11 protein-coding genes are annotated in these 12,703 nt (G+C 38.6%); 7 read left to right on the plus strand and 4 right to left on the minus strand.

Annotated features, from left to right (window positions below):
• The first annotated feature begins 144 nt into the window (after positions 1–144).
• A complete protein-coding gene (locus C4F40_RS16530; protein WP_196940533.1) occupies positions 145–876 on the plus strand; it encodes an SIMPL domain-containing protein in 732 nt (243 codons plus the stop codon).
• Between the two features lie 70 nt (positions 877–946).
• Here C4F40_RS16530 and C4F40_RS16535 read toward each other — a convergent pair whose 3' ends face one another.
• Entirely contained in the window at positions 947–1,807 is an 861-nt protein-coding gene (locus C4F40_RS16535) for a sigma-70 family RNA polymerase sigma factor (RefSeq protein WP_079642450.1), read from the minus strand.
• 304 nt (positions 1,808–2,111) lie between these two features.
• On the opposite strand from C4F40_RS16535, the gene C4F40_RS16540 reads away from it, so the two are divergent.
• Entirely contained in the window at positions 2,112–2,315 is a 204-nt protein-coding gene (locus C4F40_RS16540; protein WP_140939616.1) for a helix-turn-helix domain-containing protein, read from the plus strand.
• Here the strand turns inward: C4F40_RS16540 and fmt are convergent.
• Positions 2,312–3,232, minus strand: a complete 921-nt coding sequence (fmt, locus tag C4F40_RS16545; RefSeq protein WP_196940534.1) for a methionyl-tRNA formyltransferase — start codon at positions 3,230–3,232, stop codon at positions 2,312–2,314. The genes C4F40_RS16540 and fmt overlap by 4 nt on opposite strands.
• Before the next feature lie 91 nt (positions 3,233–3,323).
• Between fmt and C4F40_RS16550 the strand changes: the two genes are divergently transcribed.
• From C4F40_RS16550 to icd, 3 genes are all read left to right on the plus strand, one after another.
• A complete protein-coding gene (locus C4F40_RS16550) occupies positions 3,324–4,541 on the plus strand; it encodes an ABC transporter permease (RefSeq protein WP_196940535.1) in 1,218 nt (405 codons plus the stop codon).
• Positions 4,542–4,632: 91 nt separating this feature from the next.
• Entirely contained in the window at positions 4,633–6,792 is a 2,160-nt protein-coding gene (locus tag C4F40_RS16555; RefSeq protein WP_196940536.1) for a cation:proton antiporter, read from the plus strand.
• A 19-nt stretch (positions 6,793–6,811) separates the two neighbouring features.
• Positions 6,812–8,074, plus strand: coding sequence for an NADP-dependent isocitrate dehydrogenase (gene icd, locus C4F40_RS16560; protein ID WP_196940537.1), 1,263 nt, complete (start codon positions 6,812–6,814; stop codon positions 8,072–8,074).
• Between the two features lie 83 nt (positions 8,075–8,157).
• Here the strand turns inward: icd and C4F40_RS16565 are convergent, their stop codons facing one another.
• On the minus strand, positions 8,158–8,850 hold the full coding sequence (locus C4F40_RS16565; RefSeq protein WP_196940538.1) for a Crp/Fnr family transcriptional regulator: 693 nt from the start codon (positions 8,848–8,850) through the stop codon (positions 8,158–8,160).
• 510 nt (positions 8,851–9,360) lie between these two features.
• Here C4F40_RS16565 and C4F40_RS16570 point away from each other — a divergent pair.
• A complete protein-coding gene (locus tag C4F40_RS16570; RefSeq protein ID WP_196940539.1) occupies positions 9,361–10,017 on the plus strand; it encodes a DedA family protein in 657 nt (218 codons plus the stop codon).
• Between the two features lie 87 nt (positions 10,018–10,104).
• Here the strand turns inward: C4F40_RS16570 and C4F40_RS16575 are convergent, their stop codons facing one another.
• Positions 10,105–10,842: a GntR family transcriptional regulator gene (locus tag C4F40_RS16575; RefSeq protein WP_196940540.1), complete on the minus strand. Its 738-nt coding sequence runs from the start codon at positions 10,840–10,842 to the stop codon at positions 10,105–10,107.
• Positions 10,843–10,945: 103 nt separating this feature from the next.
• Between C4F40_RS16575 and C4F40_RS16580 the strand changes: the two genes are divergently transcribed.
• Entirely contained in the window at positions 10,946–12,694 is a 1,749-nt protein-coding gene (locus C4F40_RS16580; protein ID WP_231390100.1) for a class I mannose-6-phosphate isomerase, read from the plus strand.
• The last annotated feature ends 9 nt before the right edge of the window (positions 12,695–12,703 follow it).

Genomic DNA, 12,703 nt, shown 5'->3' on the forward strand with positions numbered 1-12,703 from the left:
ATATACATATGAAATATCATGTGGAGTAATGGATAGCACGGATAATATTACATGGGTATTCCATGTGACCGTTAAAAATCAAACCGAGTGAAACGAATCCATTTATACCAATGAAAACTGACACTCATAAATAATCATATAAATATGAAATATATCGGTATAACAATTAGTATTATTGCTGCAATAGCATGTATTGCCTTTGCGAGCATACTGGCGAATGCTTATAAGTATAAGTATAAAGTAACTAATACCATTAATGTAACGGGTAATGCAAAAAAGGATTTTGAATCTGACATCGTAAAGTGGTCTGCCACATACAGTCGAAAATCCATGGATTTAAGCGCTGCTTCCGAACAATTAAAACAAGATCGGGATCTGGTGAAAGATTTTCTTGTCCGCCAAGGAATTAAAGACGGTGAAATTCTATTTAATGCAGTGAATATTAATCGGGATTTTACGTATCAAACGGACGGTAGCGGTCATAGCTATAATACGTTTACAGGATATAGTCTTACGCAAACGGTAAGTGTAGAGTCTAAAGATCTAGACAAAGTGGATAATGCTTCTCGTGAGATATCTACTTTAATATCGCAAGGCCTGGAATTAAGTTCCAATTCTCCAAACTATTATTACTCCAAATTAGAGGATTTGAAATTGGCGCTGATTGCGGAGGCGTCTCAAAATGCCAAACTGAGAGCTGACAATATTGCAAAGGAATCTGGAAGTCGTCTTGGAGGATTAAATAAAGCGGATTTAGGGATATTTCAAATCACAGGTCAGAATGATAATGAAGAATATTCGTATGGCGGAGTCTTTAACACGACATCGAGATTAAAAACGGCGAATATCACGATAAAGGCAAGTTACGGACAATAAATTGAATTTATAAAGGAAAAAATAAGCGCTAGATGTGTCTAGCGCTTTTCCTGTATGTGGTCAAAATAAATTAACCTAAATAAGATTTTAAAATTTTACTTCGAGAAGTGTGACGTAATCGTTGTAAAGCCTTGTCTTTAATCTGACGTACACGTTCTCTCGTTAAATTAAATTTCTCACCAATTTCTTCAAGTGATAATGGGTGGTTTGAACCAAGTCCAAAGAATAACACGATGATTTCTCTTTCTCTTTCTGTTAACGTTGATAAAGACCGTTTGATTTCTTCGGATAAAGATTCATCAATTAACGAACTATCCGTATCGGGATCAGAGTTTTCTAATACATCTAATAATGTATTCTCCTCACCTTGTACGAAGGGTGCGTCCATTGACACATGTCTACCCGAATTACTCAATGTATCCGAAACCTTATCTACTGTCGTCTCGAGGATATCTGCTAATTCTTCTGGAGAAGGCTCACGTTCGTATTCCTGTTCTAATTTGGAGAAAGCTTTGCTGATTTTACTTAAAGAACCTACTTGATTTAAAGGTAAGCGTACGATACGCGATTGTTCAGCAATAGCTTGCAAAATAGATTGACGAATCCACCACACTGCATAAGAGATAAACTTGAAACCTTTCGTTTCGTCGAAGCGTTTAGCGGCCTTGATAAGGCCCAAATTTCCTTCATTGATTAAATCACCCAATGTAAGGCCTTGATTTTGGTACTGTTTAGCAACGGATACCACGAAACGTAGGTTGGTTTTGGTTAACTTCTCTAATGCTACTTGATCTCCCTCGCGAATCCGTTGAGCTAAGATAACTTCTTCTTCGGCTGTGATTAAATCTACCTTACCGATTTCATGTAAGTATTTGTCTAAAGATTGTGATTCACGATTAGTGATCGATTGCGTAATTTTGAGCTGTCTCATTAATTTTTATTACTTCCTTCTTGAAATGTTTGCAAAAATACTAAAATATCTCCATTCTTTTGTAAAGAATGTGTAATTTATTGACTCATTTTGAGGTGGTTATGAAGACCATAGGGATGCTTACTGGGTGTCAAAAACCGTTCCATATTTAAAAATATTCGTTGTTTTTTTTGTATTATTTTTACTAGGATTTCTGTATTCAAAAATATTTCCATATCTCTGAAAACCTTTTAGATCAAGAATTGTTTTTAAATACAAGTAATTAATGCTAAATTAGATTAAATATTGTGTCACGTTAAAGATTATGAGCATCAAAATACGTTTGGATGAAGTAATGGCTAAGAAAAAGGTGTCTTTAAATGAGCTTAGCAACCGGGTTGGTATCACCTTATCGAATCTCTCCATTCTAAAGAATCAGAAATCGAAAGCAATTCGGTTAAGTACATTAGAAGCTATTTGCAAAGCATTAGATTGCCAACCGGGCGATATCATTGTATATGAAGATTAATCTTCAAATCGATAACCTCGTAAAAATTCTTCTATTGACATTTTTTTCTTTCCTTCTAACTGAAGTTGTTTAACCGATAATAGCCCGTCGTTTCCCGAAAATTTCAGGTATGATTTTCCATCCGTCTCATAAGATCCGGGTTGGGGTGGGGGGCTTTTCCTTTCTTTTTCCACTTCGTAAATTTTCAATACTTTTTTGTCGAAATAAGTAAATGCAGCCGGGTAAGGACTCAAGCCTCTTATTTTGTTATAAATGGTTTGGATATCGGAATTCCAGTCGATAAGGCAGTCGTCCTTAAATATTTTAGGGGCATGTTTTAATTGAGTTTCTACCACGTCTTTCTGAGGCATAGGACGTAGCGAGTTTGACTTCAACTTCTGAATGGTTTTTATCAACGTATTCGCCCCGGCCTTCATTAATTTATCGTGGAGCGAACCAGCATTGTCCTTCTCGTCAATGGTTATGTTTTCTGATAATAAAATATTCCCGGTATCGATCTCATGTTGGAGAAGGAAGGTGGTTACTCCAGATTCTTTTTCACCGTTGATAATTGCGTGGTTGATGGGGGCGGCACCTCTGTATTGCGGAAGTAAAGAAGCATGTACGTTTATAGTCCCTAAAGACGGCATGTTCCATACGACCTCGGGTAGCATACGGAAGGCGACTACAACTTGCAGGTCGGCCTTGAAAGATCTTAGCATATCGATGAACTCGATGTTTTTTAGTTTTTCGGGTTGTAATACAGGAAGGGCATGCGCTTCGGCAAATATTTTTACAGGAGACTGATGTAGTTTTTGACCTCTGCCGGCAGGTTTGTCGGGAGCAGTTACCACAGCAACTACGTTTTCGCCTGCCTCAAGTAGTGCTCTTAAAGAAGCGACAGCAAAATCAGGAGTACCCATGAAAATTATTCTCATATATAATTAGTCTTTATATTGTGATGGACGATTGTACTTATTAAGTGGCAAAACTTTATTAACTTTGCGAAGTTACAAATTTAATTTAAGCTTGAATTTTCCATTTTTTCTCGCGAAGCGAATCGTGTTTAAAGGGCATCGAACTTTTTCGAAATTGATCGTGAGGGTGACTATCGGTGCGTTAGCTTTGGCTGTAATTGCTATTATACTTTCTGTTGCTATTTTGAGGGGATTTAAAGATGAAGTAACGGCTAAGCAAAGGGGTTTTTTTAGCGATGTCATCATTTCTAAAAATGACCTTAATGACTCGTATGAAAATTCTCCTATTTCTCTTTCGCGGGAAAACCTAGACCGGATTATAAAGCTTCCCAACGTAGTGGATGTGGTGCCGTTTGCGACAAAAGCGGGGATTATGAATGTGGATGGTGAAGTAGAAGGGGTATTACTGAAAGGGGTGGAAAAGAGTTACAATCAATCTTTTCTCGCCCGGACGCTAGTCGTCGGTGATACGCTGAACTTTGCAAACCAAGATTCCGATACAGAAATATTAATCTCCAAGCTATTGGCTGATCGATTAAATCTGAAAGTAGGTGACGACTTTATTATGTACTTTGTTCAAACACCAATCCGTAAACGGAAAATGTTTGTTAAAGGTGTTTTTCAAACAAATTCGGCAGAATTGGACAAGATGTATGTGATAGGTTCTTTGGATTTAATAAGACGGCTTAATAATCTTGACCCGGGGGATGCGGGGGCTTATGAAGTGCGGGTGAAAAATTTTGAGGAAATACAGAAAACTACTGCTGCGGTTGATGAAGAGTTGCCGGTAGCGTTGAAAGCAACGAATATCATTGAACAATTTCCGGACGTCTTTAATTGGTTAAAGATGTTGGATATGAATGACGATATTATTTTTGTATTGATGGTGATCGTGGCAATAATAAATATGATTTCTGCTTTACTCATATCGATATTAGAACGTACTTCCATGATAGGAGTTTTGAAATCATTGGGTATGGCAAATAGGCAAATCCGAAAAGTATTTCTTTACAATTCCATTTATCTTATAGGGTATGGATTAATTATTGGTAATATCATTACGATAAGTTTATACTGGTTTCAAACAAATACCAAGTTTTTTAAACTGGACCCATCGATTTATTATATTGGATACGTTCCGATGTCGATAGCGTGGTACGATGTGATTCTTTTGAATATTGCTATAGTCTTTATCGCACTGATTACCTTGTATATTCCTTCGATGTTGATATCCCGTATTTCACCCATTAAGACTATTCAATTTAAATAATACAGATGAATTAAACGTCGTCTTTGGTGAAAAACTTATTTTTTTCGTATATTCCTGCGTTTTTAGGGCTATAGATCCGTAGTATATTTTTATGAATAATTTTTTAGATCACTTAAGCGACGCGTTTAGAACACCTCTTACCAATCCTGTATTGGTTTTTGCGCTGGTGCTATTTATTATACTACTTTCTCCGATCATTCTTCGACCTATTAAAGTACCAGGTATTATTGGTTTCATTTTATTCGGTGTAATTCTAGGCCCTCATGGACTCAATTGGTTGTCGAAAATTGATCAGAAGGCTGTTAATATGACGGGAGTAGATGCAATAGATTTATTTTCGACAATTGGTCTTTTGTATATTATGTTTATTGCGGGGCTGGAATTAGATATGAATGAATTTCAAAAGACGAAAAATAAAAGTGCGTTGTTCGGCTTTTTGACATTCATTATCCCTATATCTATTGGGTTCCCTGTTTGTTATTACTTATTAGACTATAGTTTACTGCCGAGTGTATTGATAGCCAGTATGTTTGCTACGCATACCTTAGTAACTTACCCTATAGTTACCAGCTACGGTATATCTAAAAATGAGGCTGTAGCGATTACAATAGGAGGGACAATACTAACGGATACAGCGGTCTTGATTATACTGGCTGTTATAAAGGGCGTAAATCAAGGCAATATTGGGTCTGAATTCTGGGTTACCCTAGGCGTGTCTTTTGCCATATTTCTCTTTATCATGTTTGGGTTAATTCCTAGGCTCGCTAAATGGTTTTTTTCTCGAATAGAAGGAGAAAAAACAGCGCACTATATATTTGTTTTGGCAGTCGTATTTTTTTCAGCTTTTCTAGCGGAAATTGCAGGCCTTGAACATATTATTGGTGCTTTTGTGGCTGGATTAGCACTTAATAAACTGATTCCTCATTCTTCTGCTTTGATGAATCGAATTGAGTTTATAGGAAATGCCATATTTATACCATTCTTCCTTATTTCTGTGGGAATGATTGTGGATGTAAGTGTGCTGACAAAAGGACCAACGGCGCTTATCGTCGCTGGAACCTTAACATTAGTAGCTGTTTTTGGGAAATTTTTGGCGGCAACAGCGACTCAGTTTGCATTTAAGTATTCCAAAAGTCAACGAAATTTAATATTTGGACTAAGTAATGCGCATGCGGCAGCTACTTTGGCTATTATCATGGTAGGCTATAATAGCAAGTTAATAGATGAAAACGTATTGAACGGCACAATCGTGTTGATCCTTTTTACCTGTATAATTGCCTCGCTTGTAACCGAGAATGCCTCTAAAAAGGTTGTATTGGAGGGATATCAGGATGAACAGCATGTTGAGCCTATTCAGGAAAATGATGAACAGATTTTAATTCCTATTGCTAATTTAGGTAATATGGAACCTATCTTGGACTTTGCTACATTGATCAAATCAAAAAAGTCCCCTCGGCCGTTGAATATTTTGAGTGTTGTAACGGACGTGGAACAGGGGGAGCGAAATAAAGTGGTAGCCCGTGAGAATCTAGATAAAATGGTGAGGTATGCTTCCGGAGCGGAAACGGAGGTAGAACTGATTACCGAAATAAACTATAATATCGCTGGAGGTATTAGTAACGCCTCCAGGGAAATTTTTGCTGACTGTCTTATAATGGGGTGGCCCAGTGCAGTTAGTTTCGTAGAAAAAATAGTAGGAGAAAAGACAGAAAGTATACTTAACCGGACAGATACGAATTTATTTATGTGCCGTCTGGATAAACCATTTATCTTAAATAAATTGATTACTATTTTTGTCCCCCCTTTAGCGGAGTCAGAAGTGGGATTTGAATTTTGGATGGAGAAAATGTTGAAATTATCGCAAGAGCTCTCTCTTCCGATTTCATTTGTTTGTAATCAACATACTCAAAATTCATTGGAGAATACGCTGGATAAGCTAAATAGCAACGTAATTTCTTCATTTGAGAACTATGAAGACTGGGATGATATATATGGACTTGCCACGTTTTCCAATTCTGATTCGCTTCTGATATTTGTTTCTTCTAGAAGTGGCGACGTATCTTATAGAGATTCGTTGGATGGCTTGGCCAAACGGGTTGGACGCTATTATCAAAATCAAAATTTAATATTGGTATTTCCGAGTAGACGTGAAAATCTTCATATCGATGAGTATGAAGATATTCAAACTGCACCGATCTTTAGAAAGATAAGTCGCGAAATTGGCAATATGTTTGGTAGAGATAAGTTATAGTATTATAATTAATATGTTTATGAGTGAGAAAATTACTATGGGGTCGGACGGGCGTCTGTCTGTTCCAAACAATACGATTATTCCTTTTATTATTGGAGACGGTATAGGGCCGGATATCTGGCAGGCAGCGGTGAGAGTTTTTGATGCTTCCGTTAGAAAGGCATACGACGGCCGACGAAGTATCTCGTGGAAGGAGGTGTTGGCTGGGGAAAAGGCTTTTAGTCAGAATGGAAACTGGCTCCCCGCAGAAACGCTGGATGTTTTTAGATCGCATTTGGTGGGTATTAAAGGTCCCCTTACAACTCCTATCGGTGAGGGGATAAGGTCGCTGAATGTTGCGTTGCGAAAAGAGTTGGATTTGTATGTTTGTCTACGGCCTACTAAATGGTATGAAGGTGTTCCTTCCCCGGTAAAGAATCCTGAAAACGTCAATATGGTGATTTTTAGGGAAAATACGGAGGATATTTATGCAGGTATCGAATTTGCTGCGGGTACGGATGATGCACAGCGAATTCAGCGATTTTTGGAAGAAGAACTTCATATAACGTACAATTTTACGAATACAACCGGGCTTGGAATTAAACTGGTTTCAGAAGAAGGGTCCAAACGATTAATGCGATCGGCAATAGAATATGCAATTGCACATGGCCTGCCTTCGGTTACAGTTGTGCATAAAGGGAATATTATGAAGTATACGGAAGGTGCTTTCAAAAATTGGAGTTTTGAGGTAGCGGAAACGGAATATGGTCATCTTACGTATACATGGGGACAATGGGAGAAAACACGTACAGAGAAAGGGCAGGAAGCAGCTAATGCAGCACAAAAAGAGGCTGAAGAGCAGGGTAAGATCATTATAAAGGATATGATTGCGGATAATTTTCTACAACAGATTCTACTTGCCCCGAAAGATTTCTCGGTAATAGCGACCTTGAATTTAAATGGAGATTATATTTCTGACGCTTTAGCTGCCATGGTAGGTGGAATTGGGATTGCTCCGGGCGCTAACATAAATTACAAAACCGGACACGCTATTTTCGAAGCTACTCATGGTACGGCTCCAAGATTTGCAAATACCAATACGATGAATCCTTCCTCGGTTATTTTAAGTGGAGTAATGATGTTGGAATATATGGGCTGGCAAGAGGCAGCAGATCTGATTGTAAAAGCGTTGGCGCAAACGATTAAAGATAAAACTGTGACCGTGGATTTTTACAATCTTATGGACGACGCTTTTTTATTAAAAACGAGTGAGTTTGCCGATAAAATAATCGAGAAATTTTAGTGTGACTATACGTATTGTTAGTGACGGAATTTTTTGATTTACCCTTATTCGACAGTATTTAGCGTAGATGACATGGCAGAATTTTACAGAGCGCCGTCTATTAGTTTTTTAAGCTCCTCGTGTTCTTTAATATGTATAGCACGCCCTTTTGTAATAATGAGATTTTGTAATGACAGTTCATTTAATATTCTAAAAACAGTTTCATAGGTTGTTCCGGCGAAATCCGCCAGACTCTGTCTGCTCAAGTTGATATCAATGAACCCCGCCTCATTGGTTCCAAATTGTGCTTCTAATTTGAGAATGGCTAATATAATCCTACCTTTTACCATCATATGGGCTAGATTCAGCATCTTAGATTCTGACTCTTTAAGTTCGTCTGCAAAAAATAACATGAGCTGGTAGGTTAAGTCTGTATTTACTTTCAGTGTCGATAAGAAAAAATCAAGTTCGATAAAACAAATTGTCGTTGTTTCTAAGGCAGTCGCGGATATAGGAAAAATAGAGTTGTGCGTTCCTAAGCCGCGATGACCAATAATATCTCCATTATTTGCGAACCGAATAATAATTTCTTTTTCACCCCATTTTTTATGCACTTTTACTTTTCCATTGTGCACAAAGTAAATCCCATTAACTGGATCTCCCTCGCGAATGATCTGTTCTCCTTTTTTAAATACGATGTTTTTACGATTAAGGTCGATGGAATGTTTCCAATCGTCGATCGCTAGTCGGCACATAAAACAACTTTTTAAATCACAGCTTTTTTTGTTTTTCTTCATAAAGTTTAATCTTCACTTGTCGAGTTGATAGGAGTCTGTGCAATAATACAGGAAATTGTTGAAACAAAAAACCAGTCTTTCGATTAGGCTTCGTTTACTTTTCGATGACGATCTGCGGATAGTTTTGTTTTTTTTTCGTAAAACAATTCGAATCTGATGTTAAGTTTGTGCTTCCATCCATACATGATGCCGTACGGATCGTTTTTTTTTGTAATTTAGCCAGTGATAAAATTGGAAATCCAAGTTCGATTTTGCTACATACTGCTTTCGCCGGTCGACAGATGCTTCGGTTTTCGTGTTCAGCTTAAAATAGAGGAAAGCAAAAAAATGGATTTAAAAACGTTTTGAATTATCGCCGTTTGGTACGTTTTTACGATAAGGAAAAGAATGAAATCAAGGGGTGAAGTGGGATTTATTGGTACATTTTCTAAAGTCTTTATTTCTGGCTCGATTCTTCCTAATTGTTTCCAGTATTGGTTTGTTAATTTGTGAGTATATATATAATTATTTGTGGAAGAGCTTTTAGTGTTTTTTAACCATCTAACGGATCCGGATTGGATCGTAGCGCATGGAGGTCTTTATTTGTTACTGTTCATTATTTTTGCAGAAACAGGAATTTTGATCGGTTTTTTCTTACCTGGTGATCCGATTCTTTTTATAGCCGGAATAATTATTGCCAACATGGAAATTGGAGATTCCAACCCTTTATTGGTACTATTATATTGGATCTCCCTGATCTCAATTGTCGCTATATTGGGGAATTTCGTAGGCTACTGGTGTGGTAAATATTTTGGACATCGTTTGCTAAAAATGAAAGATAATTGGCTATTCAAGAAAGAATACATTTACAAGGCACAGGCTTTTTATAAAAAGCAGGGTGGGGTTGCTATTATTTTGGCTAGGTTTCTTCCCGTTGTGCGTACGTTTGCTCCGATCGTTGCGGGAATAGTCGGAATGGATTTTAAGAAATTTGTGTTTTATAATGTTCTTGGTGGTGTTATTTGGGTCAGCAGCTTGGTTACGCTTGGTTACTTACTTGGTGAAAATGCCTGGGTTCAACGAAATCTCGAATATGTTATCTTAGGGATTGTCATATTGGCCACTGCACCCGTAATGATCAAAATGATTACCGGTAAAAGGACACCTGTTGAATTGCCTACCAAATAAGGCCTTTCTGTTCTCATCTCCTTGAATACAGAAAAAAGCCCAATCTTTTGATTGAACTTATTTTGTGATTCTTAAGGGAGGTTTGAACTACCGGATGTTCCGTTTACTCTCGATTGTATAGGTGAAAGAGTCTGCGCGATAACAACCTATATTGAATTCAATAGGATTGTTGTCAATGTCGTATACATACCGTTTCCGAATAAGGATGGGATCACCCGGTCTGATCTCCAATTTGGACGCCAGAAATGCATCCGCGCCGGCAGCGCTGATTTCCTCCTTAGAATTAAAAGCCACAACACCATAATCGGTTTCAAGAATCTCATAAAGCGGCCGGTTGAAGTTTTCGGATGCCGAAATGGGTATCGTTGGATTAAACTCTGAAATGAAGTAAACGAAAGGTGTGCCCTTTTTTCCACGTAACCGTTCAAGTCTCATAACTTTTGTAGACACCTCAATGTTGAAAAAGGCCGCAACCTCCGCTGATACCTCATGCCTAAATATCTGCAGTTCGAAATTGTGGATCTCGATACCTAGGATCCGCATTTCCTCGGAAAAACTCAGCCAGTTACTGACACCACTAAATATTTTCTTTTTCTGTACACGTGTGCCGACCCCTTTTTTCCGAACAAGCAGTCCTTCTGTTACCAATGTACTAATGGCCTGTCGTAAGGTATTCCGTGATATTTTTAATTGTTCAGACAAGTCGACTTCCTTTGGAAGGTACTGTCCATCCCGATACTGCGGTTCTTCGATAAGCTTACGAATAAGCTCTTCTGCCTGTTTATGAAAGGGTACGGAGCTTTTATGATCTATTTGTAATTCCATGTCTGTGCACAAAAATAAAAAAAAATAATGTGATTTGTTTGTTTTTTAATGAAATGCTAATATATTTGCTTTTGTTATATGTTTATACATACTGAACATATAGATGAACAATTATACAATTATAAACATGTTAAGTACTTACAAGAAGAAGCCCGCTATCGGATTAAATGGTTTTGCTGTAGAAGGTTGGAGCGCTATTATTTCTGTTTTGAAAAAGCATAGCACCGACAAAAGTACCGTGGTAATAGACTGTTACACCGGAATAAGCCACGAAGAGCTACAAACGCAAATTACGCAACTGGAATCGGATCTCTTTATCCACACCAAAGATTTATTTATCCCGGAATCGGATGCCACAGTATTGACCGCTCGTTTTATGACCGACGATGTGCTGTTTGGATACAATTCTAATATTTCCCTAGTTGAATATTTCGACTCAAAAAAATTGAAAGCCGCGCAACAGGCGATTCAGGAGGCTGAAGGGCGTGTAGTGGTTTTCGGCCATGGGGCACAGCTGGTGGCAAACGCTGATACGCTGATCTATGCCGATATGCCGCGATGGGAAATACAGCTACGCATGCGTAAGCAGGAAGCAACGGCATTAGGTATAGACAACAGGAAGGAACCTTTTTCGCTTCAATATAAGCGTGGATTGTTTAACGATTGGCGTGTGCTGGACAAACACAAGCGTACAATTTACGAGAAGGTGGATTTTTGGATTGATACCGTAATGCCACAAGCGCCTAAAATGATTGATCGGCAGACATTCTTTGCAGGTATGGACAAAGCAGCTGCTTCACCTTTTCGTGTAGTGCCCTTTTTTGATCCGGCGCCATGGGGTGGCCAGTGGATGAAAGATGAGTTTGATCTTGAATCCTCGAAAGTGAATTATGGTTGGGGTTTTGATTGTGTACCAGAGGAGAATAGTTTGCTCCTTGATGTCGACGATATCATATTCGAGATGCCTTCCGTGAATCTGGTGTATACCCGGAGCAGCGCATTGCTCGGCAAACCGGTGGAAGCCCGTTTTGGAAAAGATTTTCCGATCCGTTTTGACTTTTTGGATACGGTGGACGGCGGCAACCTGAGTCTTCAGGTGCATCCCACCACACAGTATGCCCGTGATCATTTTGGATTACCCTACACGCAGGATGAGAGCTACTATATCATGGATGCGAAAGAAGATGCCTTTGTCTACCTCGGACTAAAAACGAGCGTCGATGGCGAAGCGATGATTCACGAGCTGGAACGTGCGGAACAAGGTGAACTTGTGTTCGATGCAGATAAATTTGTGAATAAAATTCCAACGAAAAAACACGATCATTTCCTTATTCCGGCAGGGACCATACATTGCTCAGGAATAAATGCCGTAGTACTCGAAATTAGTTCGACACCAAATTTATTTACGTTTAAACTGTGGGACTGGCAACGGTTGGGTTTAGACGGAAAACCACGGCCTATTAACGTGCAACGCGGCAAAGAAGTGCTCAATTTAGATTGCGATACGGCATACACTATGACCCAATTGGTAAATGATGTCGAGGTGGTTGTGACGGGTGATGGCTGGGTCGAAGAAAAGACGGGTCTGCATAAAAGTGAATTTATCGAAACACGTCGGCATACTTTTTCTGTTCCGGTTACACATTATACAGCAGACAGCGTCAATGTACTGAATCTGGTGGAGGGTGAAGAAATTATTGTGGAAAGTCCGACGGACGACTTTGAACCAATGATTATTCACTACGCTGAGACGTTCATCATTCCAGCTGCGGTCGAAGCCTATCGTATTCGGCCGCATGGCGCGTCTGTGGGTAAAACATGCATGACTATTAAAGCATCGGTAAGAATTTAATTACTTGAT

Origin of the sequence: Sphingobacterium pedocola, from assembly GCF_015209965.1 — a bacterium.
GTDB classification, from domain to species: Bacteria; Bacteroidota; Bacteroidia; order Sphingobacteriales; family Sphingobacteriaceae; genus Sphingobacterium; species Sphingobacterium pedocola.